Annotated in this window: 22 protein-coding genes, 4 tRNA genes and 1 other RNA gene; 15 read left to right on the top strand and 12 right to left on the bottom strand. The window is 47.8% G+C overall.

What is annotated here, in order from left to right; translation table 11 throughout:
* Positions 1-119 precede the first annotated feature (119 nt).
* Complete coding sequence (locus ACN0VA_RS07030) at positions 120-1,856, bottom strand: PHA/PHB synthase family protein (protein WP_417820466.1); 1,737 nt, start codon at positions 1,854-1,856, stop codon at positions 120-122.
* A gap of 100 nt (positions 1,857-1,956) precedes the next feature.
* Here ACN0VA_RS07030 and ACN0VA_RS07025 point away from each other — a divergent pair, with 100 nt between their 5' ends.
* Positions 1,957-3,117 carry a M20 aminoacylase family protein gene (locus ACN0VA_RS07025; protein WP_417820465.1) on the top strand — a complete coding sequence of 387 codons (1,161 nt, stop codon included), beginning with the start codon at positions 1,957-1,959 and terminating at the stop codon, positions 3,115-3,117.
* A 3-nt stretch (positions 3,118-3,120) separates the two neighbouring features.
* On the opposite strand, the gene ACN0VA_RS07020 is transcribed toward ACN0VA_RS07025, so the two are convergent.
* From ACN0VA_RS07020 to ACN0VA_RS06995, 6 genes are all read right to left on the bottom strand, one after another.
* Entirely contained in the window at positions 3,121-3,522 is a 402-nt protein-coding gene (locus ACN0VA_RS07020; protein ID WP_417820464.1) for a DUF1465 family protein, read from the bottom strand.
* A 47-nt stretch (positions 3,523-3,569) separates the two neighbouring features.
* Positions 3,570-3,935 (bottom strand): hypothetical protein, encoded by a 366-nt coding sequence (locus ACN0VA_RS07015; protein ID WP_417820463.1) that lies wholly within the window; start codon positions 3,933-3,935, stop codon positions 3,570-3,572.
* Between the two features lie 176 nt (positions 3,936-4,111).
* Positions 4,112-4,732, bottom strand: coding sequence for a hypothetical protein (locus ACN0VA_RS07010; protein WP_417820462.1), 621 nt, complete (start codon positions 4,730-4,732; stop codon positions 4,112-4,114).
* 130 nt (positions 4,733-4,862) lie between these two features.
* Positions 4,863-8,009, bottom strand: a complete 3,147-nt coding sequence (locus tag ACN0VA_RS07005) for an efflux RND transporter permease subunit (RefSeq protein ID WP_417820461.1) — start codon at positions 8,007-8,009, stop codon at positions 4,863-4,865.
* A 3-nt stretch (positions 8,010-8,012) separates the two neighbouring features.
* Positions 8,013-9,155, bottom strand: a complete 1,143-nt coding sequence (locus ACN0VA_RS07000; protein WP_417820460.1) for an efflux RND transporter periplasmic adaptor subunit — start codon at positions 9,153-9,155, stop codon at positions 8,013-8,015.
* A gap of 127 nt (positions 9,156-9,282) precedes the next feature.
* Positions 9,283-10,476, bottom strand: a complete 1,194-nt coding sequence (locus ACN0VA_RS06995) for an adenylate/guanylate cyclase domain-containing protein (RefSeq protein WP_417820459.1) — start codon at positions 10,474-10,476, stop codon at positions 9,283-9,285.
* A gap of 129 nt (positions 10,477-10,605) precedes the next feature.
* On the opposite strand from ACN0VA_RS06995, the gene ACN0VA_RS06990 reads away from it, so the two are divergent.
* From ACN0VA_RS06990 to ACN0VA_RS06945, 10 genes are all read left to right on the top strand, one after another.
* The gene (locus tag ACN0VA_RS06990) at positions 10,606-11,082 is read left to right on the top strand and encodes a GNAT family N-acetyltransferase (RefSeq protein ID WP_188662976.1); all 477 of its coding nucleotides are present in this window, start codon (positions 10,606-10,608) and stop codon (positions 11,080-11,082) included.
* Between the two features lie 12 nt (positions 11,083-11,094).
* A complete protein-coding gene (locus ACN0VA_RS06985) occupies positions 11,095-11,532 on the top strand; it encodes an Rrf2 family transcriptional regulator (protein ID WP_188662979.1) in 438 nt (145 codons plus the stop codon).
* Between the two features lie 42 nt (positions 11,533-11,574).
* Positions 11,575-12,090, top strand: coding sequence for a KdsC family phosphatase (locus tag ACN0VA_RS06980; protein ID WP_417820458.1), 516 nt, complete (start codon positions 11,575-11,577; stop codon positions 12,088-12,090).
* Positions 12,091-12,255: 165 nt separating this feature from the next.
* Positions 12,256-12,708 (top strand): hypothetical protein, encoded by a 453-nt coding sequence (locus ACN0VA_RS06975; RefSeq protein WP_417820457.1) that lies wholly within the window; start codon positions 12,256-12,258, stop codon positions 12,706-12,708.
* Positions 12,709-12,875: 167 nt separating this feature from the next.
* Complete coding sequence (locus tag ACN0VA_RS06970; RefSeq protein WP_417820456.1) at positions 12,876-14,099, top strand: hypothetical protein; 1,224 nt, start codon at positions 12,876-12,878, stop codon at positions 14,097-14,099.
* Between the two features lie 87 nt (positions 14,100-14,186).
* Positions 14,187-15,347: an aminotransferase gene (locus tag ACN0VA_RS06965; RefSeq protein ID WP_417820601.1), complete on the top strand. Its 1,161-nt coding sequence runs from the start codon at positions 14,187-14,189 to the stop codon at positions 15,345-15,347.
* Between the two features lie 77 nt (positions 15,348-15,424).
* Positions 15,425-15,501, top strand: a tRNA-His gene (locus ACN0VA_RS06960).
* Positions 15,502-15,904: 403 nt separating this feature from the next.
* Positions 15,905-15,989 (top strand) — tRNA-Tyr (locus tag ACN0VA_RS06955).
* Positions 15,990-16,020: 31 nt separating this feature from the next.
* Positions 16,021-16,097: transfer RNA gene (locus ACN0VA_RS06950), tRNA-Asp, on the top strand.
* Positions 16,098-16,142: 45 nt separating this feature from the next.
* Positions 16,143-16,219 (top strand) — tRNA-Asp (locus ACN0VA_RS06945).
* Positions 16,220-16,269: 50 nt separating this feature from the next.
* On the opposite strand, the gene ACN0VA_RS06940 is transcribed toward ACN0VA_RS06945, so the two are convergent.
* Entirely contained in the window at positions 16,270-17,409 is a 1,140-nt protein-coding gene (locus tag ACN0VA_RS06940; protein WP_417820455.1) for a hypothetical protein, read from the bottom strand.
* Between the two features lie 31 nt (positions 17,410-17,440).
* Here ACN0VA_RS06940 and ssrA point away from each other — a divergent pair.
* Positions 17,441-17,809, top strand: a transfer-messenger RNA (tmRNA) gene (gene ssrA, locus ACN0VA_RS06935).
* Positions 17,810-17,834: 25 nt separating this feature from the next.
* Here the strand turns inward: ssrA and ACN0VA_RS06930 are convergent.
* Positions 17,835-18,512: a DUF2270 domain-containing protein gene (locus ACN0VA_RS06930; RefSeq protein WP_417820454.1), complete on the bottom strand. Its 678-nt coding sequence runs from the start codon at positions 18,510-18,512 to the stop codon at positions 17,835-17,837.
* A gap of 273 nt (positions 18,513-18,785) precedes the next feature.
* On the opposite strand from ACN0VA_RS06930, the gene ACN0VA_RS06925 reads away from it, so the two are divergent.
* Complete coding sequence (locus ACN0VA_RS06925) at positions 18,786-18,971, top strand: hypothetical protein (protein ID WP_417820453.1); 186 nt, start codon at positions 18,786-18,788, stop codon at positions 18,969-18,971.
* A 66-nt stretch (positions 18,972-19,037) separates the two neighbouring features.
* On the opposite strand, the gene ACN0VA_RS06920 is transcribed toward ACN0VA_RS06925, so the two are convergent.
* Complete coding sequence (locus ACN0VA_RS06920) at positions 19,038-19,451, bottom strand: acyl-CoA thioesterase (protein ID WP_417820452.1); 414 nt, start codon at positions 19,449-19,451, stop codon at positions 19,038-19,040.
* A 129-nt stretch (positions 19,452-19,580) separates the two neighbouring features.
* Between ACN0VA_RS06920 and parE the strand changes: the two genes are divergently transcribed.
* Positions 19,581-21,566: a DNA topoisomerase IV subunit B gene (gene parE / locus ACN0VA_RS06915; RefSeq protein ID WP_417820600.1), complete on the top strand. Its 1,986-nt coding sequence runs from the start codon at positions 19,581-19,583 to the stop codon at positions 21,564-21,566.
* A gap of 78 nt (positions 21,567-21,644) precedes the next feature.
* On the opposite strand, the gene argC is transcribed toward parE, so the two are convergent.
* Together argC and ACN0VA_RS06905 are read right to left on the bottom strand one after the other, a co-directional pair.
* Positions 21,645-22,685, bottom strand: a complete 1,041-nt coding sequence (argC, locus tag ACN0VA_RS06910) for an N-acetyl-gamma-glutamyl-phosphate reductase (RefSeq protein WP_417820451.1) — start codon at positions 22,683-22,685, stop codon at positions 21,645-21,647.
* A gap of 185 nt (positions 22,686-22,870) precedes the next feature.
* On the bottom strand, positions 22,871-23,617 hold the full coding sequence (locus ACN0VA_RS06905) for a substrate-binding periplasmic protein (RefSeq protein ID WP_417820450.1): 747 nt from the start codon (positions 23,615-23,617) through the stop codon (positions 22,871-22,873).
* Positions 23,618-23,930: 313 nt separating this feature from the next.
* Between ACN0VA_RS06905 and ACN0VA_RS06900 the strand changes: the two genes are divergently transcribed.
* A complete protein-coding gene (locus ACN0VA_RS06900) occupies positions 23,931-25,277 on the top strand; it encodes a methyl-accepting chemotaxis protein (protein WP_417820449.1) in 1,347 nt (448 codons plus the stop codon).
* Positions 25,278-25,283: the final 6 nt, after the last annotated feature.

Here is a 25,283-nt window from a genome sequence, read left to right as displayed (position 1 = left end):
TTTATCTATTTAGTTTATATTGTCCTTTGTTTTTTTAACTTCAAGTAAATAAAAAAGCCCTTCGCGACAAGTTCGCAGAAGGGCTTTTTCTATAGAGACAGGAAGAGACGTTTACCTGTTTATTCCTCAAATACATAAGTGCCGGGGGCATCACAAATAGGGTCGTAATCACCCTCTTTTGTACCGACTTGAGGTGGGGTTACTTTACCGGATGAATGTTCTGTCAACCATGCTTCCCACGGTTCCCACCAGGACCCTTCAATGACAGGGTGTCGTTCTGCCCATTCCGCAGGCGGGACGAATTTGTCGTTATCCAGTTTGGTGCCGATCTGATAGTGGCGACGCGGGTGACCCGGTTCATTTACGATCCCGGCATTGTGTCCCCCATTGGTAAGGACGAAGGTGACATCGGTATCGACCAATTGATGGATTTTATAAACAGATTTCCACGGGGCTACATGGTCTTTCCCTGTGGCAACCGCAAACATGGGGGTGCGGATATCGGAGACGGCAACCGGTTTGCCGCCAACTTCAAAACGTCCGGCCGCCAAGTCGTTATCAAGGAACAGACGGCGCAGGTATTGCGTGTGCATCTTGTAAGGCATACGGGTTGCATCTGCGTTCCAGCTCATCAAATCGTTGACGCGCGGTTGTTCGCCGAGCAGATATTCCGATACCATTTTTGACCAGACGAGATCAAATGAACGTAACAACTGGAAAGCACCGGACATTTGCTTGGTGTCCAGATAGCCTTGATCCCACATCATGTCTTCCATGTAGGAAATCTGGCTTTCGTCGATGAACAACATCAATTCACCGGCTTCACTGAAATCGGTTTGTGTGGTGAACAGCGTAATCGTTTTGAAACGGTCATCTTCGTCACGCGCCATTGCGGCTGCCGCGATGGTTAGAAGTGTACCGCCCAAACAATATCCGACACCGTGAACTTTCTGATCCGGTACAATAGTTGTGACGGCTTTTAAAGATTCCATCACACCTTGTGTGACGTAATCTTCCATATCGAGATCACGATCTTGGGCTGTCGGGTTATGCCAGGATACCATAAAGACGGTATGGCCCTTATCGACCAGATATTTCACCAATGAATTATATTGGGACAGATCGAGAATATAATATTTCATAATCCATGCCGGTACGATCAGTACGGGTTCGGCATCCACTTTTTTGGTGGTTGGTTCGTACTGAAGCAGTTCGACCAGACGGTTGCGATAAACAACTTTACCTTTGGTTACAGCCAGATTTTTACCGACTTTATATTCGCTGTCGGCGGCATTGTGTTCTTCCACAATGTTGCGCATGACTTCATTCCAGAAGTTTTCAGCACCCTTCATAAGGTTTTGCCCGCCTTGTTCTACTGTGGTTTTTAAAACATGGGGGTTGGTCGCAAAAAAGTTTGTCGGTGAAATAATGTCCAGCCATTGACGGGCGCCAAAATGCACCATGCTTTCATGGTGTTTGGACACACCGGGAATGCCCATCGTCGCGTAATGCCACCATTGTTCTTTCAATAAGAACCCTTGGGCAATGACATTAAAGGGGAATTTTTTCCATTCTTCGGAACGAAAACGACGATCTTCCGGCAAGGGCTGAATAAAATCAGGCAGATCGGGATCCATCGTGGCACGGGCTGCCCAGATATTGAAATCAACCGTTTTGCGGGCAAAATTTTCAGACATTTCACTGACTTTACCCGGCGAATGGGCCATATGGACCAACCAGTCGAAATAAGCCACCATGATGGAGGCGGGCGACAGGCCGTTGGTCATGCGTCCCTCAACGGCATGAATGGCGCGATCGATACTGTTCTTAACGTTTGGAACGGACATGCGTGTCATGGTAAATACTCTTAAAGCTGAAAGGCCGACATATAATGTTTTGCATTGCAACATAATATAGGCTGAAACACATACAACTTCAATCCATTAGGACTGTTTAATGAAAATTTCACAAGATCATCCATTGGTTTCTAAAATGGTTCAATGGCGTCATCATTTGCATGCGCATCCCGAAACCGCTTTTGAAGAGGTACAAACGGCAAATTATGTGAAAACACAATTGGAGAGTTTGGGGTTGAAGGTTCATAGTGGACTGGCAAAAACAGGTCTTGTAGCCAGTTTGACAAATGGAGACGGCCCAGCAATTGCGTTGCGTGCAGATATGGATGCGCTGGACATGACGGAATGTTCCAATGTGCCGCATACCTCCCGCCATGAAGGGAAGATGCATGGCTGTGGGCATGATGGACATATGTCCATGTTGTTGGGAGCGGCGGCCTATTTATGTGAGAATCGTAATTTTAAAGGCACGGTCCATTTTGTTTTTCAACCTGCTGAGGAAAACGAAGGCGGCGGGCGCGTAATGGTTGAAGATGGCCTGTTTGACCTGTTTCCGGCAGAAGCCGTTTTTGGCATGCATAACTGGCCGGAAATGGAAGCCGGCACAATGGCGGTGAAAGCCGGACCATTGATGGCGGCATGCGATACAATGGATATTCGGGTGATCGGTAAAGGTTGTCATGGGGCGATGCCGCATTTGGGGTTGGACCCGGTTGTTGTTGCCAGTGAAATTGTCCTTGCGTTGCAAAACCTGACATCACGCGTGTTAAACCCGCAGGATGCAGGCGTTGTGTCCGTGACACAAATTCATGCAGGGCATACATGGAATGTGATCCCCAATGATGTGCAATTACGTGGAACCATCCGTTCCTTTACGCCCGAAGTTCGTCAAACTCTGGAAGACGGTATTCGCCGGATTGTAAAAGGGGTTTGCGAAGCACATGGGGCAACCTTTGAATTGATCTATGCCAAAGGTTATCCGGCAACGGTTAACGATGTGCAGCAAAGTGAAATTTGTGCCGGTGTTGCGGCCAAAACGGTTGGTGAAGAAAATGTTGATTTAAATCCGGTACCCAGCATGGGGGCTGAAGATTTCTCTTATATGTTGGAAGCAAAACCAGGGTGTTATGTCTGGCTGGGCACAGGCGGGGAACCGGGGGGCTGCTTACTGCATAATCCGGGGTTTGATTTTAATGACCGCATGCTGCATATCGGCGCCAGCTATTGGATTAATTTGGTTGAAGAGATCTTGAAAGCGTAAAACTTAATTACGCAGCATCTTTTCCAAACGAGAGGCCCGGATAAAAAGGGAGAGGCTGCGGTCCATCAGGCTTTGTAGGCGTTTGGGGCAGTCTTCCAAAACCTCTTCGCAGGTGCTGGTACAGATACTTTCCTCTGCCAGTGGGATATTGCCTTCCAGATATTCACGTCGGGTAATCTCGTCGTTGAGAATGGCTTTTTCATGCATTAACCACGAAATCATGTGAGAAAGTCGGGAGGTTATACGTAAAGATTCCCGTGTCAATTCCAGACGTTGACACGGGTTCAAGTGATCGACCTGCTTGGGGAAGCGGTAGGCGTGGTAATATTTCGCCTCCTCCAGCAAGCTCATGGTTTCGTCAAAAGTCTGGTCTAGCCAGAACGTAGAACTGCCAAGTTTTCCCATAGGTTTCCTTCGCGTGTCTATGACAGGCCCGCAAAGGTTGGCAATCGTTAATGAACGGAGCAACCTTCCGGCACTGTTTCGTCAAAAATATTCGCTGTAAATTCATATGTGTCTTCATGAATGCGAATTCCAGAAATTTCTGGATAATGTGACGCCATCCATAAAACATACTTGGCAATGAGGATGCCATTTTCTTCCTTCATGGCATCGCGAATAAGTTGGGCGACAATGCCAAGACGGTTTTGGTGATCGAGATAAAAGGTCGGGCCGAATTGTTCATCGGCAAATTGACGCAGTTGCAGGTCCATACTGGCGACATGGTCGCGTTGAAATTCATCCAGCACTTCTGCTTCGAATTGAACGGGATAAGGGGCGCCGTCGAGGGCAATCACAAAAGACAGGTCGGAATTCATGGAGGGGGCCTCCCTTTAACTGATATTGCATCTAAGTTCTAAGGTAGCGGTTCTTTTGAACTTATCAAATGTGCATAAGAGTTAGAGAAAACAGGCCTTTTTTATCGTTGGTATTAGAGGTGGTTTTGAATATTGACCAAGACAGCGTCAAATTTCTACTGACAGTTATTTGGCGGTTACTGTGTGGGGAGAACGGATTTTACAGCGTCAAAATACTTTGATGTCAAATACGTGTCTGTTGAAATTGCACTTAGTTCAACCTGATCATTTCTTAAGAAACGGCTGTAAAGGTCCAACGTCACATTTTTGCGGATCCACCATTTGTAATGACATTTATTTTCGGCATAGGCCGTTTTTCCGCTGCATGTACTATCGACGGGGCGGCTGTAAAGTTTGGCGAAATCCTGTGCGATTTCGGATTCACTCAGATGCGGATATGTTTTTTGCGCTTGTAAGCGGAATGCCTTGTATTCATTGATATCTTTGACAAACCAGATGGTGTATTGAGCCCCGCGCATCACGTGCTTTCCGGTTAAAACACCCCGCCTGTTGGTACGCAACAGCAAATCCGGATATTTGGCTTTTAAGGCTTCCGGGGTTTGTCCAAGGTCTTCTGCAAAAATGGGGGCATATTTGGAATTTTCCGGTATGTCGGCTTCATGCGGTTGTTCTTTTATCAGGATTGTATAGACGAACCCGCCAAGGACCAATGCAATAATAGCCAGAAAGAAAAACATACGTACGATATGTTTCAACTGGTTTCCTGAGCGGTATTTTCTGCGTTGGGAACGGCGCATTTGACTTATCTTTTCGTTTAAATTTCACCTTATAGTTAATAGTCTAAAGGAGTTAATACGAAAGAAGTATGATTGTGCGCACACTCTGTATCATTTTTAAGGATACAGAGTGTGCGAGATGTCTTGAATATTAACTGTCCGCTTGTTCGCGGGCTTGACGACGATTTTCGCGCCAGTCCTGAAAGTTGGAACGCAACATCAAGGCGCAAGGTGTAACAACCAAGGTCAGAACGGTTGCAAAGCCAAGGCCAAACACGATTGCGGTTGCCAATTGCGACCACCATTGCGTTGAAGGCGCCCCTTGTGTGATGTCTCGATTAATAAAATCGATATTGAGCTGCATGACCATAGGTAACAGCCCCAACATGGTGGTAACCGTTGTGAGCAGAACAGGCCGCATGCGTTGTGCCCCGGTCAGGACAATGGCGTCAAAAGTGCTGCCCATTTCGTGTTTGAGACGATCAAAGGTATCAATAAGTACGATATTGTTGTTCACAACAATACCAGCCAAGGCAATAACACCGATCCCCCCCATAACGATTCCAAACGGCTGACCTGTTACCAAAAGGCCGATAAAGACACCGATGGTGGACATGATAACGGCCGACAGGATTAAAAAGGCACTGTAAAAACTGTTGAACTGGGTCACTAGGATGATCGCCATGATAAACAAGGCGACACCGAAGGCGTTGCCCAAGAATTCCTGTGCTTTGCGTTGTTCTTCGTCTTCGCCTTTATAATCGATCTTAATGGCGGGATCGAAGTTCTGTTGGGCAATCCAGGCTTTGACCTCTTTTAATTTTGCATCGACGTTGACTCCTGGCAGCACATCAGCCTTGACGGCCATGACACGGAAGCCATCGACACGATTGACGTTCCCTGTGCGTTGTTCTGCGGTGCGGGTGACAAAGTTTGAAATCGGGACGGTACCTAGTGATGAATTAATCCGAATATCGTTCAGGCGGTCAATTGTGCGGTCTTCTTTGGGGAAGCGTGCACGAATTTCGACCTCGTCATCGGTATCATCAGGGCGATATTCCCCCAATTTCAGACCCGCGGTTGTCATTTGGATGAAGTTACCGACAAGTCCGATATCCGCACCGAATTTGGCGGCTTGGGATCGATCGACTTTGAGTTCCCAATCGATACCCGGCAGGGGGCGTGAATCTTCATAGTTCATCATGCCGTCCATATTTTCCAGACCATTTCGAATACGGTCAATGGCATCGGGTAATAAATCGGTTTTGCGCGATGAAAGTTGAATATTGATGGGTTTGCCTGTTGGCGGGCCTTCTTCCTGTTTACGGAAATCAATTTCGATACCGGCAATATCTTTAGTCCGTTCGGCAATTTCCGACAAAATCTCATTTGCCGGGCGGCGTTCCTGCCAGTCTTTAAATTCAAGGGAAACAGACCCGATAATATCTTCGGCTTCCTCACTGTTTTGTTGTTTGCCGATGCGTGTGTAAACGGTCTTGAATTCCGTCATGGGTAAGATACGGGCTTCGACTTTTTCCAGAATGTCTTTTTGTTCCCAAACAGACAGGTTACCGCGTGCACGCACGTTGACTTTGGCGTTTTCCGGTTCGACTTCGGGGAAAAACTCAACCCCTTTCCCAAAGGCGCCATAGACGACCTGAACCAGTACAAGAACGGCAACGGCCCCCACAAGAACTTTGATCGGATGACGCAGTGATGCTTGCAGAGTTTTGACATAAGTTCCCGTAATACCGTGGAGTTTGGTAAGATCCACGTCATGTTCGGGAGTAATCTCGCTTAGTTCCGGTACGGCCTGGGACGGTTTGCCAAACAGGGCCCCCAGTGTCGGTACGAAAATCAATGCCATCAACAGGGATGCGGCCAAGGTTGCAATCAAGGTAATGGGAAGGAATTTCATAAATTCCCCAACCACACCCGGCCAAAACAACAGCGGTAAGAAGGCGGCCAATGTCGTTGCCGTTGATGCCGTAATCGGCCAAGCCATGCGTTGTGCCGCCAAGCCATAGGCTTTACGCCGATGATAGCCTTCGATCATCTTACGATCAGCATATTCCGTGACCACAACGGCACCATCAACCAGCATGCCGACCGCCAAAATAAGGCTGAACAGGACAACGATGTTCATGGTCATATCCAACCCGCTGATAACAAGAATACCTGCAAGGAACGAGCCGGGGATTGCCATGCCGACAAGTCCGGCAGTGCGCAGACCAAGGGCTGCAACAACAACGACCATCACCAAGACAATGGCGCTGAGAACGTTATTTTGCAGGTCTGCCAACATGGTCCGAATTTGGTTGGATCGGTCTTGTGAATAAGACACATCAATATTGTCGCGCAAGGACTGTGGCCATCTGGCCTGTTCCGAGGCGACAATTTCGCGGACTTTCTCAATGGTCTCGATGATATTCTCACCGGTCCGTTTGGAGATTTCCAAGGCAATGGCGGGCTTGCCATTCACACGGGCAAAACTGCTTGGGTCTTTAAATGTGCGACGAATATCGGCAATGTCACCCAGTGTGACCACGCTATCCCCATCAACCAACAAGGGTTGTGATTGAATATCGTGGACGGTTTCATAAAGGCCGGGAACCTTAATGGAAAAACGCCCAAGACCTGTGTCCTGAGACCCGGCCGCGACCAATTGGTTTGAAGATGAAACCATATTCATGGCGGCTGATGGGGTCAGGCCGTACATTTCAACTTTTGCCGGGTCGATAATGATTTCGACCATTTCGTCACGGTCCCCTGCAATTTCAGCTTCCAAAACACTGGGGATGGATTCAATTTCATCTTGCAGGTCACGGGCCAGTTTTACCAGTGATCGTTCCGGGACCTCACCGGCAATGGTGACCACCAAAACCGGGAAAAGGCTGAAGTTGACTTCATGTACGGTCGGTTCCTCGGTTTCATCGGGCAATTCAGGTTTCGCCAGATCGACCTTGTCGCGCACGTCATCCAATGCCTTATCTGCATCGAAACCGGCTTCAAATTCCAAGGTGACGTTGCCGCCGCCTTCATAACCGGTGGATCGCATTTCCTTAACGCCTTCAATGGTGCGCAGTTCCTGTTCCAATGGGCGCAGGATTAACCGTTCAGCATCTTCCGGGGAAATACCGTCGTGCGTGGCGACAACATAGATGATCGGAATATTGATGTCCGGATCAGATTCCTTGGGAATATTGACATAGGCAATGGACCCGGTAATCAGAACAAGGGCCAGAATCATTAAAACTGTGCGCGAATGGCCCAGTGCGGCTTCGATCGCATTTTTCATGTCTTATTGTTCCTGTGCCTTGGCGATTGCAGGTGCGGACGGGTGTTCGTCAACATTTGCCTTTTGTTCGTCATCGGCTTGCGTCGTGATGACTTCTTGTCCGACACTGACATATTCCTGGCCGCGTGTGATGATGCGGGCGGTTTGGGGCAGGCCGGTAATCCAGATGCCTTCGGGGGTATCTTCCAACAATTTCACCGGATGGAAAACAACTTTGTTGGTATCATCGACCGTTTTAATGCCAATGACCCCTTCGTCTGACAGGGTTAAAATCGCCGGGCTGACCTGATAGGCATGTTGGCGCCCGATGCTTAATAGTAATTTGGCTGTAATACCGACATTGATCAGTTCTTGTGCGTCGTTGGGGGCTTCCATTTCCACGCGGTAGGTGCGTGTGGAATTGTCACTGGTTGCAGCAATAAATCGCACGATGCCTTCCAGTATGCGACCGTCATTTAAGACAGCGCGTGCGGCTTGGCCGTCTTTGATTCTTGAAATGGAATATTCCGGGATGGCTGCGCTGACAACAATTGGGGAAAGATCGACAATTTTTGCAATTGGGTCCCCGCTATCAACAAAATCACCGACTTCGATGCTGGTATTTTCAAGGTATCCGTCAAACGGGGCTTTGATTTCCGTATGTTCAATATCAAGGCGAATGTTTTCTAGGTCGGCACGCGCGCTGTTTAGCAGCGACTTGGACTCAGCCAGTTTTGTTTGTGAACGAAAGCTTTTCTGGGATAGCTTTTTAGAGGCATCATATTCCAGTTCACGAAAACGAACGGCAGCACGCGCGCCTTCAAGCTGATATTTACGATCATCCATCGCGATCCGGGCAATGACATCACCCTTGCTAACCACAGTCCCCTTTTCGATTAGAAGCTCGGAAATACGGCCTTTTGTCTGGGCTTTCAGCTCGACGTCGCGGTTGGCTTCGGTTTGTCCATAAAGCGAGATGATATCGGCGTGATCGTGGGCTTCCTGTGTTGAAACCAGAACGCTGACCTTGTTTTTTGTATGTGTTTCGACAACACTTTTGGCAACGACGTCTTCTTTTTCGGTGAATAGGCCAGATAACAGCCAGATAGAAACCACAGCAGCAATGCCAATGGCAATCATCACGGATTTATTCAACAGAAATTTCATAGTCGTGCCCCAGAAAAGATCAGCAATTAAATATAAAAATAAGAATATTTTGAATTATAGAAAAGTTTCGTCCAGTATCGAGTACGCTTATTTCCTCAATATTTCTGTGAACTCTCTCACATAAATACTATTTAAGGGTAAATAAGTTTACAGGGCGCCCGACACCGCGCAATGGGCGAGGGCCAATGGCGCACCATTGATCAGGCTGATGACTGGCAAAGGATTGAGAGGCCAAAACGCTTTCACCGATTTCTTTTGTCATATTTTCAATGCGCGCGACTTCGTTTGCCGCAGGCCCGGTTACAGAAAAATCAAGGCGCTCGGGAATGCCGATATTCCCAAACATCACTTCCCCGATATGCAGTCCCAGTCCAAAGGAAAGCTGCTGATCTGGGGCTCGTTGTGCGTTAACATATTCCAGTCGTGCAAGGGAATCTTTGGCGGCGGCTGTCGCCTTGGCACAGGCTTCTTTTATATCCTCGTTATGAATGGGGAAAATTGCCAGCACAGCATCCCCGACAAACCGGAGCACTTCGCCGCCATGATCACTTACAGCCCCGGCAGTGCAGGCAAAATAGCTGTTTAACGTGGCAAGCAGGTCAGGACCGGATAATTGATCGCCCAAAATTGTTGAATTGCGCAGATCGCTATACCAGATCACAGCATTGATGTTATTGCCATCCCCCAGTTTAATGGAACCACTGAGAACTTGAGAGGCTGCATTCTCACCCAAATAGGCACTGAGGGTGTTTAACGTAATGCGTTCGCGCACAGCAATTTTGAGAACGAATGCCATATAATCGCTAATGTCGCGCAGTACGTCCATTTCTTCGCTGTTAAACCCGTTTGGGGCATCGCTGAGAAAGGATAGGATCATCCCATCCAGATCGAAGGCGAGTGGGGACGGTTCGGAAAAACGGATGAGACGTAAAAAATAATGGGTGCCGCCGGCTTTTTTGAATTCGTCAAAGACAGGGAAAACGGGGTGTGCGGTCTCGTCGTTTATAAAAACGTCAAATTCAGGAATTTGATTGTGAACGGCATAATACCCGGGGCTGCTGAGCCATTCTTCACTCTCCCCATCTTGATGCATATAACGTGTGATATCATCAAATTCCCGACCTTTCCACCAGCGCAGCGATAAGGCACCGATGGTAGGGTGCAATGTTCCCCATGACATGTTGATACGTAAGACAGGTAAACCAGCCTCATGCAAGCGTTGACAACCGATGCGAAAGACTTCCGGGGTAACGGGGCTGAGAAGTGCCCGTTCTATGAGATATGTCTTGATACCGTCTATGGCTGTTTTGTCTATTGTCATAAAAGGAAAAATACGCCTTCATGAAAGTTTTTGCGAGGTTTTTTTAACGTAGTCTTTACAAAGTGGTACCGAAATGCGTATTTTATTTCCTGTATATAAATTTATAGCTGGCAAAGGCGTAGGCGGAACATGGTTAGACAAGAGTTCCATAAAAAAATGAACGTCGATGGCGTGACCTTTATTATTCGGGATGCGGATGAGAAGGATTTACCTGCCGTGACAGATTTGCATGCCTATAATACAGGCCAGCATAAACCCGATTATTGGGAAGAGACCTATCATCGCTATGGTGATTCCAACGAGGGTTTTTTCTATGTCTGTGAAATCGACGGTGTTTTTGCAGGCTTTATCATCGGTGAAGTGCGCGCGTGGGAATTTGGGTCCGAACCCTGTGGCTGGGTTTATACGATCGGGGTGAACCCGGAAATGCGCCTGAAACAGGTGGGGACGCGATTGTTTGAAACGGTTTGCGAACAGTTTCGCAAGGCGGGTGTCGGACAGGCGCGTACAATGTTGCACCGTAAGGACAATTTGAATCTTAGCTTCTTTAGAAGTCAGGGCATGATGGGTGGTCCTTATATCGAATTGGAAATGCCGCTGGACTGAAGGTAAGCAGAAATGAAACTCCAAAAAGCAACTTATTGCGCGCTATATGCGGTTCTGGAATTGGCACGTGATCCAGATGTCCAGCTTTCGGCTACGGATATTGCGGACAAGTATAATATTTCCGCAAATCACTTGGCCAAGGTTTTGCGTGATTTGGGCCGCGCGGGTTTGGTCGAATCTGTACGTGGTGCCGGGGGCGGTTACCGTTTTGCAGGGAACTTGAAACGCACAACCTTGTTTGACGTTATTCACCTGTTTGAAGATGTCAGCGAGAATGAACGTGCCCGTGATTCACAAGCCGATACGGATATTGGCAATGCGCTAAATCTGGTGTTGCGCGAAATTGATGAAATTGCCATTGCGACATTGGGGTCTATTACAATCGGCACCCTGTTAAAAACCATGCGTTGGCGCACGGAACGTGTGGAACGTGATCAGGAAAACGCCTAAACCTATATTCAGATATCTTATTTTTAAAGACAGGATCAGGCCATGACCGCACGTGACAAACTTCCCTTCGCGGATTTCAAACAACAACTTAAATCGGTGAAGCTCCTCAGTCTGGACGTGGACGGTATTTTGACCGATGGTGGGCTTTATTATACGGAAACCGGTGACGAGTTACGCAAGTTCAATGTCAAAGACGGCATGGGCATGAAAAAAGCGCGTGAGGCCGGGGTTGAGCTTTGTATCATCAGTGCAAGTACGACAAATGCCATTCAGGAACGCGGGAAGCGCCTTGGGCTAAGTCATGTTTATACCGGGGCAAAAAACAAGATCGAAATTTTGCAAAAGATATGTGACGAGCTGTCCATCAGTTTGGATAATGTGGCACATATGGGGGATGATTTGAACGATATTCCGATTATGGAAAAAATCGGCACCCCAATTACGGTTGCCGATGCGGTTGAGGCTGTTAAAGAAAAGACGCTGTATATTACACAGAAAAAAGGCGGGCAGGGTGCTGTTCGTGAAATTTGCGATTTGTTGATTGAATTGAATAGCTGAAAAATCGGCTCAAGATTCTAAATTTAAACCGTATTCTGAAAGGGATGCGGTTTTTTTTATCTTTTTATATCGGTGTGTTTACCACCAAAGTATTATTAGATTTTACAAATTTAATTTTTAGGGGTAGTCTTAAATTCAGATAGACAACGAATAATAGGATGCCCCATGTTTGCATATGTTGAAGATGGCAGACTGATCCGTATTCAGGAAACGCCGTCAGATTTGGATTTGGGTGATAGTCTGGAAAATGCGTCGGTTCAGACCTTACGTTCCTTTGGTTGGTATCCGGTTTTAATTACGAAGGCGGAAGTCGGCCCTGATCAGACACGAAGCGATGATATTATCGTGGTGGATGGTGATGTTGTGCGTGTGGTTCAGACGGTGCGTAATCTGACAGATGAAGAAGCGTTTTACAAAAGCAAGAACAGTATTCTGGCTATGATTGAAAGCATCGAGGCTGCACAAACAGATCGCGCCGAACGGGAGCTTTTGTTAGAGCTTGCGGAACATTTAGGCCTGACGCAAAGCGTCTCATATTCCAAGTTACGCAGTGTAGAAGACAGTATTTCCGACAAGCGCCGTTTGTTGGCGCAAATGGACGCTCAACGAGACCAATAGAAGTACAGACTTACGCCTTTGCAGACTGCTGGCAAAGTCTTTTGGCTGACTCATCAATCTAAGATTTCTTAGTTGTAAAATTAATATCTTTGTGATTTCGGTTGACTTCCTAGGTTTACTCCTTAAGTACTACTTTAAGATCAAAAAAAGACTGGCGGGAGATTTTTTTGCGGCGGATTGTCCCAATTTTGGCGGTTATTGTGGTGTTCGTAACGATGGTGCATGCCAATGAACCGACACCTGTTATGTTGCAAACACATTTACAACCGCCTTATCAGGTGATGGATTCATCTGTATTGCGTGGGCGTACGCCGCAAATGGTACAATGTGTTTTTGATCGGCTAAAACGGCCCTATGTCATTGCCATTGCTCCGCGCAAACGTAATCGCGAACTGATAAAACAAAATCGCATTGACGGTTTTTTTCTGAGTATACCGGATGCAGACCTTGATGAAACGTCAATCCCGACAGAACCTTTGGCGCTGGAACGTTGGAAAGTTTTTCGCTTAAAGGCATCGCAGGCCTCAGACTTGTTGCCACTTGATCAAATTGGGGCTGTTTTGGGTGCAAACGAAGAAGTCTGGCTTAAACGGCATGGGTTGCACTTGCAGGCGACGATCCCAAACGTGAAATCTTTGGCAAAACTGTTGGCAAAGGGGCGCGTTTCTGCGGCGTTGTCGGATGAGGAAGTTTTTTTGAACGCCAGCCGTGCCACCGGACTTGAAGAGGATGATCTAGAGTCGACCTTTGTTCGCTATGTGCCTTTGGTTGCTTATTTTTCCAAGACTTTTATCAAAAATAATCCAGATTTTATTTCACAGTTTAACAAAGCTTTGGCGATGTGTGCACGCGATACACGCGCTGCAACACAGTCGGAGCGTCAAAAGCTTTTGGAGATGGCGCAGTCCATTTTGATGCAATATCAAAATGGCATCGGATCTGTTGAGAAAACACTGCAGGCGCGTCGTCTCCCCAAGAAAACACTTCGTCAGGCAGATGCAGACTGGAAGGAGGCGATGGCGCACGACAGGCAAACGGAACTTATGAGCGATATTCTTGCTAATAAAGGGTCTGAGTTTCTGCGCAAAATCCTTGAGAGCCATCAAGGGATCAATGAGATTTTTTTGACGGATAAAGAAGGTTACAATATTGCCATGAATGCGCCCACCAGCGATTACTGGCAAGGGGATGAACATGCCTTTATGGCCTTATCCAGTGGGCAGGCGTCATATATGTCTCAGATTTTATTTGATCATTCTGCACACGCTTTTCAGGTGCAGGTATCCTTACCGATTACAAATGAAAAAACATCGCAATTGGATGGGATGCTGACCATTGGTTTTGATGTCGATAAGGTTTTTTCAAAAATTGATTTCCTGTCAAATCCATAAAGGGTGACAATGTCCCGTGTCTCAGGTTACAGTCAGTCCAATTATATTTAGGCGTTTAAGGAAGTATAAAAAGTGGCTGACGATACGATGAAAAAACCGGTCAACGAAATTCTCTCCGGTTATGGGACGACAATTTTTGAAGTGACTTCAGCATTGGCGTTAGAACATAACAGTATCAATCTGGGGCAGGGCTTTCCGGATGTGGATGGGCCTGAAGAAATTTGTCGTATTGCAGCCGATGCGTTGATAGCAGGGCCAAACCAGTATCCTCCCCTGATGGGATTGCCGGAACTGCGTCAGGCTGTTGCACGTCATAACAAACGGTTTTACGATCTGGATGTCGATTGGCAAACGGAAGTAATGGTCACGTCCGGGGCGACAGAAGCCTTATGTGATTGCTTTATGGGGCTGTTGAACCCCGGTGACGAAGTGGTTTTAATCGAACCGCTTTATGATTCTTATTTGCCGATCATCCGCCATATCGGCGCCATCCCGAAACTGGTACGAGTTGAGCCGCCTCATTGGGAATTGCCACGTGAGGAATTGGAAAAAGCATTTAGCGATAAAACCAAATTGTTGGTTTTAAATTCCCCTATGAATCCGTCCGGCAAGGTGTTTACCAAAGACGAGTTGTCGTTCTTAGCCGCGCTTGTGCAAAAGCATGATGCTTATGTTGTTTGTGATGAGGTTTATGAACATCTGGTTTTTGATGACCACCAACATCACCCTTTAATGACGTTGCCGGGGATGCGCGATAGATGTGCGCGTATTGGCTCTGCGGGCAAAACCTTTTCTCTGACAGGCTGGAAAATCGGTTATATCACAGCATCCCCGCATCTGATGAAAGCCATTGCCAAAGCGCACCAGTTTGTTACGTTTACGGTTGTGCCGAACCTGCAAAAGGCAATTGCTGCAGGGCTGGATTTTCCCGATGACTATTACCGCGATTTTACCGCCGGTATGCAGGCACAACGCGATTTGTTGGCGACGGGATTACGCGATGTCGGCTTTAACGTGTTGGATAGTCAGGGAACTTATTTTTTAACGGTTGATTTCTCGCCCTTTGGCTTTGATGGGGATGATGCTGAGTTTTGCCGATATATTACCCTGAAGGCCGGGGTTACGGCGGTGCCGACAGGGGCCTTCTATCAGGAAGGTGGGCCACGCAATTTTGTTCGTTTCTGTTTTTGTAAACAACCCTCACTCCTGAACGAAGCAATCGATCGTCTGCGTAAATTTTTCGTGTGACAGTTTTTTTTACTTTTTGGGTCGAAAAGTTATTGACGATCAGAGCGTGCTGGCGTACATAAGCGCCCACCTCAATGGCGATTGTAGCTCAGTTGGTTAGAGCACCGGTTTGTGGTACCGGGGGTCGTGGGTTCAAGTCCCATCAGTCGCCCCATACACGAAAAACCCCCACTGTGACGGTTACGTCCGGTGGGGGTTTTTATTTGCCTGAGTTTCGTGTTTTTGCAAGTGGTCAATCGGTCTCAAAAAAACGCATGTGGGGCAAAGAATGCGGATTGTCCTGTTTTTGCGATTCTGCAGTTTTATGAACATCTTCTTGCTTTCTGCAATGTTTCCATAAGACCGTCCTATGAATCGTGACGAGTTGTGTAGATGTCTAAGGAGAAAGTTCAGTTGTATTCGCCAAGATAATGAGGTTTGTACCGAGGCAAAAGCGAGGAAAAGAGTCGAAAAATCAAGAATGTGTAAAAAAAATGAAAAATCCTGTTGCATGCCTGTGGGGGCACTGTTATAACCCCGCCCACACCACAGCAAAGCGTGTGTGACAAAGGGTCCCTGGAGGGATGCCTGAGCGGCTAAAAGGGGCGGACTGTAAATCCGCTGGCTACGCCTACGTTGGTTCGAATCCAACTCCCTCCACCACTCTTCTACGCTTTGTTATAAGTGAACGTGAGGGGGTGTAGCTCAGTTGGTTAGAGCGTCGGCCTGTCACGCCGAAGGCCGCGGGTTCGAGTCCCGTCACTCTCGCCACTTTCGCGTTTCACTTGGTGTCTATTGAGAGAGTATCCCTTTTGTGGGGGTGTAGCTCAGTTGGTTAGAGCGTCGGCCTGTCACGCCGAAGGCCGCGGGTTCGAGTCCCGTCACTCTCGCCATTAAAAAGCCCGTCCTTTTGGACGGGCTTTTTTGTTGTTTCTTCTTAAGCTTAATAGGGCGGAAGTTTTTCCTTGTAAGGGAAGTTGGGCAAGGCATTCATCAATGCACTGCGCCATTTATGCCACCATGTCGCAAGCGCGGTAATAATCAGGCCAAGGACAAAGAGGCTGATATAGTCTGCATCCATGCCCAGGTTTTTCGTCGCCCAACTGACAACGAAGCTCATATAAATAATACCTGCCGAGATAAAAGAACGGCGATCAATAATCAGGGCGATGATCACGAACAGACAGAGCAATAACGTTGTCAAAATATAAGAAGTCGTGTCCCCCTCGTAATAGATGTTCAGGGCAATAACATTCAACAAGGACGGACCAGAGAGAAGATGCAGCCAAAAGGCGGATTTGGATGGGTTACCGACCCGATAAGGGTCGCGGCAATCGAAATAAAGGCCAAAGCCCAAGGCGATTAAGCCAAAGAGGAGCCAGCTTCCGGCAACGATGGGATTGACGGATAGGTCCATCAGGCTGTCAAAATCAAGGACGGCTTGTTGCGAAGAGCTTAATATCCCGGCAATAGATAGTATCATTCCCAAACCTGTGACACCGATCAAAAAAGTGAGGTAGGGAAGTTTGTATTTACGATACATCCAGACGAGCAAGCACAAGGTCGGGGCGAGGGGAAGTATCAGGGTGGCCAGATAGGGGTCGTCCCCTTCGGCTTGTGAAAAAAGGTCAATGGCGACCGGGACAAGGCATAAGATACTGGAAAGGGTCAGTGCGCTGCTGCTGACAATGCTGGGCAGGACCATACGCCGTATTTTAATAAAGTAGTGGGATAATCCCAGACTAAGGACGGCAACGATGGCACCGGCAGCGACTAAGCTATCCAGTAAGGTAAGGATACCGACGAGCCCGGCAAACAGAATGCACAGACCAATGGAAATAAAAATTTCCGAAAATCCGAGAAAAATTGCAAAAGGTTCATCCTCCCCATGAAGGGTGTGATGGGCCTGTTGCCGTTTTTGTGCGATATGGAGGATGGAGGCGAATTGTTGCTCGTTGATGACGTTTCCGGTCAGGGCCGTTTTCAGGTCATCCTGCGAGATTTGATCCATAATATTTTCTTTTAATTGTGAAGACGGATTATTTTCGAGATTGAGGATATAGGGGTTAATCAGTGGGGGCAACCACGTTCCTTTTTTGATTGTTCGCCAGACGCCCCTTGACGTTTGGCTTTTTCCCGCTTACATCTAGGGCGTCCGCTTAGCGGCGGACTACGGCGCTAGAGGCGTGTATGGAATAAGCTGACTGGACCCGGGGGCGGTACCCGGCGCCTCCACCATAAGCCGATCGAACAGGTCGGTTTGTGAGGGGGGCGAAATAGGATCGACAGCGGTAGTAAAGATACAGTGTTGCGCTCGGTGAGCTACCACCGATATCGGTGCAAAACTTGATAAATGCCAACGACAATCGTATGGCTCCGGTTGCAGCTGCTGCGTAACGCAGTCGCTTGACCAAATTCAATTCCTGCATGGGTGAGTCTATGTAGGTGGGGTTCGGGGGTACCTAGCAACAGAGACCCCCACTTTTATCTCCCAGACAATTTAATGACTTATCCCATGCCAACGCCTTTATAACGGCGATTGAGGCGTGAGATTTTGTCGTGATAAAGTGTTCCTATTGCAACGGCAATCCAGCTGATATGGAAGACGGCATGCATGAAGACGACAATTTCGCCGTGAATTGGTCCAATGGCGGCGCGTTCAAACAGTTGTCCGATATGGTCTAGCGGGGCAGGGTGGATCGTAAGCTTCCCATAGTAGGCAATGGCCTGAATGGCCAGCAACCATGCATAACTGCGTCGCAAACGTCGTCCGATGGCGCGTAACATGCTGATGTGGTGTTTGGGATGCATATAATCTTTGGCAAGGATGAGATTCCAATCCCCATTTCGTTGATAATCTTCGCCTCTTAACATCGGGGCGAAAAGCTCTGTCTCGATATGGCGGGCACGGGCACGCCAGACGTTGAAATAGCGATAACGCCGCGCCTCGAAAATCAAAAAGACGATGACAAGCAAACCAACAAGCACCAGCGGTAAAGGAGAAGAATTCACACCGCTGAAGGTGATGGAGAAGGCAATTCCCGTTGTGACGACAGCCCAGTTCGTTGTGTTGTCCAATCGTGTGCGCCAAGTGGTCGAACGATAAATTTCACCACGGTAAAGGTGTGATAAAGCGCCCATTTCGGCGCTGGTCAATTTTGGCTTTTCTTGGCTTTCTTGTTCCATTTTGAAAGCAATCCCTGTTGTTTTCTTTCCAGAGTGCGCTATTGAAACGCAATATTCAACCCCGTTGTTGTGGGAACATTATAAGAACATGGTTGACAATCCTTCAATGTTCTTATAATGTTCTTTTAACGAGTCGCCATTAAGGGAGTGAAGAAAATGTATGTTCCAACTTTTGCTAAAGAATTTTTGGCCTTGGGCAGTATTTTTGTCGCAGGTTACATGTGGTCTTTTATTCTGTGAAGTTTTACAGAGAACAAAACAGGAATAAATAAAATGTCATATCAGGAATTGGGCGAGGCCAGAATCCTCAAACGTTATGCGAAGCCGGATTTTTTGGAACCTGCCCATAAGTCGGTGACCCAACCGGATCGTAAGGAAGCGGCGGCGTGGATGTCTTTAGAGGACGCCACGGTGCGCTTTTTGCAAAACGTAAAACCCCATCGTTTGAATGCAGGTTAAAGTCTTAAACGGTTGATCCCCCAAACCTGATGATCAGAACAGGTTATGAGGGATCAAAATACCGGGCTAATTTAACGCCAACGTATTATCGGGCATGGGGGGGAGGACGCGTTTCTTGCCATTGTCATCAATGGCGACGAATGTGAAAATACCTTCCGTCACTTTTTCACGTGCCATACCGTCGCGACGCAACACCCACAGCTCGATCTGAATGGCCATCGATGTATTGCCTTCGCGCACAATATCGGTGTAGACACAGACAACATCGCCGACACTGACGGGTTTCAAGAAAGACATGGCTTCGACGCCAACGGTTGCAACGCGTCCTTGTGCGCGCCATGCGGCTGTTACGCCGCCGGCAATATCCATTTGCGACATGACCCAACCGCCGAAGATATCGCCGTTGGGGTTGGCATCTCCCGGCATGGCAAGGGTACGAATGGCCGGTTTTCCTTTGGGTCCGTAGTCTGGTGTCGTCATGGTTTGATCCAAAATTGTTGTTTGAAAATATAAAGTGTTGATCAAGACAATATCATGCTTGCTCGAAAGGTCCATCCTTCCTATCATCGGGCCAACAAATTATGAATAAGGTGGGCAACTAAATTGGCTATGGATTTATTTGAAGACGACGCGCCGAAAACCGGCGGTGACTATACGGCGCAGGATATCGAGGTTCTAGAAGGTTTGGAACCGGTTCGTAAACGTCCCGGTATGTATATCGGCGGGACGGATGAACGTGCCTATCACCACTTGGTGGCCGAGATTCTCGATAACTCTATGGACGAAGCGGTTGCCGGGCATGCCAGCCGGATCGAACTGGAACTGGACGCCGAAGGCAATGTCACAGTGCGCGATAATGGCCGTGGGATCCCGGTTGATCCGCACCCCAAGTTCAAAGACAAGTCTGCCCTTGAAGTTATTATGACAACCTTGCACTCCGGCGGGAAGTTTTCCGGTAAAGCCTATCAGACATCCGGTGGTTTGCACGGGGTGGGGATGTCGGTTGTGAATGCCTTGTCTGATACATTGTGTGTTGAAGTGGCCCGTGATCGCACTTTATGGCGTCAGGAATTTTCGCGTGGTATCCCGCAAGGGCCGTTGAAAAATGAAGGACAGGTGAATAACCGTCGCGGGACAACCATTACCTTCCACCCTGATCCTGAAATTTTTGGGAATCGTCTTCAGTTCAAGCCAAGCCAGCTTTATAAAATGGCGCGTTCCAAGGCGTATTTGTTTAAAGGGGTGGAAATCCGCTGGAAATGCGATGAAAGCCTGATTAAAGACGGGGATAAAACACCGACGCAAGGGGTCTTGCATTTCCCCGGTGGTCTGTCTGATTTTTTAAGCAATATTCTGGAAGGCCGCGAGGTCAAAACGGATGAACCGTTTGCCGGGGATGTGAAATTCCCGGACGAACAGGGCAAGGTTGAATGGGCGATTGCCTGGCCGGAAGATGAAGAAGCCTTTTTCAATTCTTACTGTAATACGGTGCCGACTCCGTTAGGTGGGACACACGAACAAGGGTTTCGCAATGCCATTACCAAAGGTATTCGTGCCTATGGCGAATTGGTGAGTAACAAGGCAGCGTCTAAAATCACCGCGGATGATGTGATTAACGGGGCGTGTATTATGTTGTCCGCCTTTATCCGTGATCCACAATTTCAGGGGCAAACCAAAGAAAAATTGGGCACACAGGAAGCCGCTAAACTGGTGGAAACCGCTATTCGGGATAATTTTGATCACTGGTTGGCGGGTAATCCGGAAATCGGATCGCAATTGCTTGAATATCTGATTGAACGCGCCGAAATCCGTTTGCGTAAAAAAAGCGCCAAGCAGATGAAACGCCAGTCAGCGACCAAACGTTTGCGCCTGCCGGGCAAATTGGCTGATTGCACACGATCGGTTTCTGACGGAACTGAAATTTTCCTCGTGGAAGGGGATTCCGCGGGCGGTTCAGCCAAGCAGGCGCGAAACCGTGAAACACAGGCGATTTTGCCCTTACGTGGTAAGGTGTTGAACGTCGCCTCTGCCAGTGTCGATCAAATCCACGCCAACAAAGAACTTAGCGATATGGGCGAAGCTTTGGGCTGTGGCACCCGCGAAGCCTTTGAACTGGATGACCTGCGTTATGAGAAAGTCATTATTATGACCGATGCGGACGTGGATGGTGCGCATATTGCCTCGTTGCTGATGACGTTCTTCTATCAGGAAATGCCCGGTCTTGTCGAAGCAGGTCGTCTGTATCTGGCTCAGCCGCCGCTCTATCGTTTGGCGACAGGGGCAAAAAGCATTTATGCAATGGATGATCTGGAAAAAGACCAGTTGATGGAGAAAGAATTCAAAGGCAAGAAAGTGGATATCAGCCGATTTAAAGGTCTGGGTGAAATGCCGCCCTCGCAATTGAAAGAAACGACTATGGACCCGAAACGACGCACACTCCTGCGCGTTACCGTCCCGCATGGCCCGACGGAAGAAGATCGTGAAGATGCGGAAGATACAAGGGACCTGGTGACGCGTCTGATGGGCAAAAAGCCGGAATACCGTTTCCAGTTTATTCAGGAACGCGCCAAGTTTGTTGAAGGTTTGGACGTATAATCCGTTTGAAAACCGCAAACGAAAGCCCCCGTACAAACCATCTGTACGGGGGCTTTTTCTTGAAGAGTTTTACGAGTGTTAAGGGAACATGGGTTGCTGGGTTAAACCGGCTGTTTCCTCAAAACCGAACATGACATTCATGTTCTGGACCGCTTGACCAGAGGCGCCTTTGACAACGTTGTCTTCCACACAAACGATGATGGCACGTCCCGGTGTCCGGTCGGCAAAAACACCGATCAGGCAATAGTTGGACCCACGGACATGGCGTGTTGCCGGGCTGTTGCCTTCTTCAACCACACGGACGAACGGCTCATCGGCATAGGTGTTTTGCAGGCTGGTTCTGATATCGTTTACACTGACGTTATCAGCCAATGTGACATAAATAGTCGACAGAATACCCCGGTTCATTGGCATCAGGTGTGGTGTAAAGCTGACGAAAATATTCTCGCCTGCTGCTTCGCTTAAACCTTGTTCAATTTCCGGCCCATGACGGTGTGTCCCCACACCATAGGCATGGATAGCATCGGAAACTTCGCAGAATAAAGTCCCTTCCTTGGGGGCGCGTCCCGCACCGGTGGCACCGGATTTTGAATCGATGATAATACCCTGTGTGCCGATTTTCTTTTCTTTCAGCAACGGGATCAGGGGCAATTGGGCGGATGTGGGATAACAGCCCGGGTTGGCGACCAAACGTGCTTTTGCAATTTCATCACGTTTCATTTCGGTCAGGCCATAAACAGCTTCTTTTTGCAGTTCAGGCGCGCGATGTTTATCGCCGTACCATTTGCTGTATTCTTCAATATCTTTAAGACGGAAATCGGCAGACAAGTCGACGATCCGTACATTTTGCGGCAGGCTTGCGATAAATTCCTGTGTGGTGCCGTGGGGTAGACAGCAGAAACAAACGTCGATATTTGACCAATCGACATCATCCATCTTGACCAGATCGGGTAAATTCAATCCACCCAAATGCGGGAACACATCAGCCATTCGCATCCCGGCTTTACGGTCGGCGGTCATCGCTGTGATAGTGACGTTGGGATGGTTGATCAACAGCCGGACCAGTTCTGCACCTGTGTAACCGCTGGCTCCGACAATAGCTGCATTGATAGTGTTCATGTTATTTCTCGAAATTTAGATATAAAAAAAGGACCCGAACGGGCCCTCTCATAAAGAGTCCATATGCACCCGTTCAGAAAATCAAAAGACTGTCAGGTGGTATCGTCGCATGGCTCTTTATCCTCTTGTGCACGTTTTACTCAGGTTTCCTTGTATCAGTTTTATACAGGAAATCCAGTCTTTTGTTATTTGTATTTTGCCTGAAGGGTGCGCAAGGTTCCGTTTGCGCGAAGCTCGTGTAATTTTTTTTCAAATGAATCCATGATTTGCTCAATTTGCGGATATTTTTTATTAAAACAGAAAAAGACATCTTCGGATGAAACGGGGGAAAATAGGATACGTTCTGCCAACCCATTCTTTTGCAAGTAAGCCATCGTGATTTCGCGATTGAGGTAAAGATAGTCAAAGCGCCCGGCTTCCAACATGAGAAGAGCGCTTTTGGTATCGTTTGCCGTCAATGGTTCCAACCCGGCATTGCGAAGTTGTGCCAAGTTTGCGTGTCCCTCAATCGAAGCCACGTCATAGGTGTTTACATCCTCAAGCGTCTGCGGGTGGGGGAGATTGCGATCTGCAAGGTAGAAAAAACCATTGGTGAAATGGCTGGTTGGTGTACGGAAATACATATATTTCGCGCGTTCCTGTGTTTGGGAACAAGAAAGGATGCCCGCCGCACGGCCTTCTTTGATTTCACGCAATGCTCGTTTCCAGGGCAAAAAAGCAATTTTTGTGTTAAAGCCGATTTCCTTAAAAATCTGACGGACGAGATTTTGATCACGGGCATAGGCCCCTTCAACCCGGTGTCCGGTTGAAAAAGGGGGTAAATCTTCGGCGACGATGTAAATGTTTTGTTTCTCTGTTGCTGCGTCAACTGTGCACGTCAATCCGATTATGCAAAAAACAGCAATCAAAACCCGGACTGATAAAAGAAACATTTGGCGCACCTTTGGGCAAAGTATGAAAAATAAAGCGATCTTATTTTTGCGAGCGTATCATACGGATATGCAGCTAAATATCAACGAAGAATATCAATTAAATGGAGCATGCTATTGCAGGTTTATTTCTTTTAGATGTCTTTATCTTATTTTGTCGAAAATGATCCGATAGGTATATTTCTTGTAAGTATATCGGGCGTAAGGGTTGAATACCTGTTTATGCTAGAAAGTGTTTATGATTGCTCTTGCGCTTTGAGTGTTATTATTCTTTTATGCAGGCAATAAGGTTTCGTTTTTTAGGGGAGGCACCGTGATGGATGACTTAAGAAAGAAAGGTTGGCTGCCGCCCGAGCGTGTCGAGGAAATACTTACACTTTTGGACCTTATTGGTCAGGGGGCCTTTCTGGATATCCCAAAGGGGGAAGATCGTATCGGTCAGGCGATCCGAAAATTATCCGTTGATGTCGGGCGGTTATCGGCAACACAAATGCGAAAGACTGTGTCAGTTTCAATGGAATTGAATGAAGCCGTTATTGCAGCTGCCAACCTGAGCCGTGCGACATCGGTAACGGATCGAAATGCACAAGGTATGGCTTCGGCGACCGAGGAAATGTCGGTTTCCGTCGATACCATTGCCCGTCAAGCGTCTGAAACCTTTACATTGGCGCAAGAGGTAAAGGAACTGGCGTTGAACGGTGAAAAACAAGCCGGACAAGCCGATGATGCAATGAGCAAGGTGGAAGGTGCCATGCGCGATGTTGCAGAACGCAGCAGTTCTTTAAGTGAGTCGTCCCATGATATTGGTCAGGTGGTCGATTTGATTTCGGAAATTGCGTTTCAAACCAATCTGTTGGCCTTGAATGCAGCCACTGAAGCTGCGCGTGCAGGGGAAGCGGGAACCGGGTTTGGGGTTGTGGCGTCTGAAATTCGCAATTTGGCAGAACGCACACGTCTGGCAACGAAAGACATCCGCCTCAATATCAATCGTTTTCAGGAAGAGATTGATGCGATTGTTGAGGCACTGAGCGAGAGTGATCAAACCGTTAAACTCGGCCATGAGATTATGAATGCCTCTCAAGAGTCCATGCTGGATATTGCACGTGCGATTTCTGAACTTACCCAACGCAGCCGGGAAATATCGGAAACTGTGGGGCAGCAAAAATTGGCGGCACATGAGATTGCTTACGGTATTTCCGAAGTGGCCCGCATGACGGAACATGTCCAAAATGCAACATACACGGTTTTGGATGCAATGGATGGTGCGGAAAAAGATATTGCCTCTCAGATTTCAGATATCTCCAAATTAAAGTTACCGAAAAAAGCGCTGCATCTTGCAAAGTCGGACCATATTATCTGGAAAAAACGGTTGGCCGCCATGATGGTCGGGCGCGATAGTCTGGACCCTAATGAATTATCCGATCATACCTGTTGTCGGTTGGGGCGGTGGTATTACGCTTGTGAGGATGAACGTATAAAACATCATCCCTCCTTTGCAGAAATGGAAACGCCGCATATGGAGGTTCATGCCCGCGGTATCGAAGCGGCCCGTAAATATGCTCAAGGTGATTTGGAGGGGGCGTTAGAGGAAATCGCGGCGGTCCAACAGGCGTCTGAAAAAGTGCTGTTTCATTTGAATGAGCTGACGAAACAGCGAAAATGACATTAA

Source organism: Terasakiella sp. (genome assembly GCF_048267425.1).
Classification (GTDB): domain Bacteria; phylum Pseudomonadota; class Alphaproteobacteria; order Rhodospirillales; family Terasakiellaceae; genus Terasakiella.
The sequence above is the reverse complement of the archived record's forward strand: the minus strand, read 5'-3'. Positions and strand labels throughout refer to the sequence as shown.

What these genes read in the sequence shown, in the direction of transcription:
- ACN0VA_RS07030 (WP_417820466.1), bottom strand. Translation starts at nt 1,856, where the DNA reads ATGACACGCATGTCCGTTCCAAACGTTAAGAACAGTATCGATCGCGCC.
- ACN0VA_RS07025 (WP_417820465.1), top strand. Translation starts at nt 1,957, where the DNA reads ATGAAAATTTCACAAGATCATCCATTGGTTTCTAAAATGGTTCAATGG.
- ACN0VA_RS07020 (WP_417820464.1), bottom strand. Translation starts at nt 3,522, where the DNA reads ATGGGAAAACTTGGCAGTTCTACGTTCTGGCTAGACCAGACTTTTGAC.
- ACN0VA_RS07015 (WP_417820463.1), bottom strand. Translation starts at nt 3,935, where the DNA reads ATGAATTCCGACCTGTCTTTTGTGATTGCCCTCGACGGCGCCCCTTAT.
- ACN0VA_RS07010 (WP_417820462.1), bottom strand. Translation starts at nt 4,732, where the DNA reads ATGCGCCGTTCCCAACGCAGAAAATACCGCTCAGGAAACCAGTTGAAA.
- ACN0VA_RS07005 (WP_417820461.1), bottom strand. Translation starts at nt 8,009, where the DNA reads ATGAAAAATGCGATCGAAGCCGCACTGGGCCATTCGCGCACAGTTTTA.
- ACN0VA_RS07000 (WP_417820460.1), bottom strand. Translation starts at nt 9,155, where the DNA reads ATGAAATTTCTGTTGAATAAATCCGTGATGATTGCCATTGGCATTGCT.
- ACN0VA_RS06995 (WP_417820459.1), bottom strand. Translation starts at nt 10,476, where the DNA reads ATGACAATAGACAAAACAGCCATAGACGGTATCAAGACATATCTCATA.
- ACN0VA_RS06990 (WP_188662976.1), top strand. Translation starts at nt 10,606, where the DNA reads ATGGTTAGACAAGAGTTCCATAAAAAAATGAACGTCGATGGCGTGACC.
- ACN0VA_RS06985 (WP_188662979.1), top strand. Translation starts at nt 11,095, where the DNA reads ATGAAACTCCAAAAAGCAACTTATTGCGCGCTATATGCGGTTCTGGAA.
- ACN0VA_RS06980 (WP_417820458.1), top strand. Translation starts at nt 11,575, where the DNA reads ATGACCGCACGTGACAAACTTCCCTTCGCGGATTTCAAACAACAACTT.
- ACN0VA_RS06975 (WP_417820457.1), top strand. Translation starts at nt 12,256, where the DNA reads ATGTTTGCATATGTTGAAGATGGCAGACTGATCCGTATTCAGGAAACG.
- ACN0VA_RS06965 (WP_417820601.1), top strand. Translation starts at nt 14,187, where the DNA reads ATGAAAAAACCGGTCAACGAAATTCTCTCCGGTTATGGGACGACAATT.
- ACN0VA_RS06930 (WP_417820454.1), bottom strand. Translation starts at nt 18,512, where the DNA reads ATGGAACAAGAAAGCCAAGAAAAGCCAAAATTGACCAGCGCCGAAATG.
- ACN0VA_RS06925 (WP_417820453.1), top strand. Translation starts at nt 18,786, where the DNA reads ATGTCATATCAGGAATTGGGCGAGGCCAGAATCCTCAAACGTTATGCG.
- ACN0VA_RS06920 (WP_417820452.1), bottom strand. Translation starts at nt 19,451, where the DNA reads ATGACGACACCAGACTACGGACCCAAAGGAAAACCGGCCATTCGTACC.
- parE (WP_417820600.1), top strand. Translation starts at nt 19,581, where the DNA reads ATGGATTTATTTGAAGACGACGCGCCGAAAACCGGCGGTGACTATACG.
- argC (WP_417820451.1), bottom strand. Translation starts at nt 22,685, where the DNA reads ATGAACACTATCAATGCAGCTATTGTCGGAGCCAGCGGTTACACAGGT.
- ACN0VA_RS06905 (WP_417820450.1), bottom strand. Translation starts at nt 23,617, where the DNA reads ATGTTTCTTTTATCAGTCCGGGTTTTGATTGCTGTTTTTTGCATAATC.
- ACN0VA_RS06900 (WP_417820449.1), top strand. Translation starts at nt 23,931, where the DNA reads ATGGATGACTTAAGAAAGAAAGGTTGGCTGCCGCCCGAGCGTGTCGAG.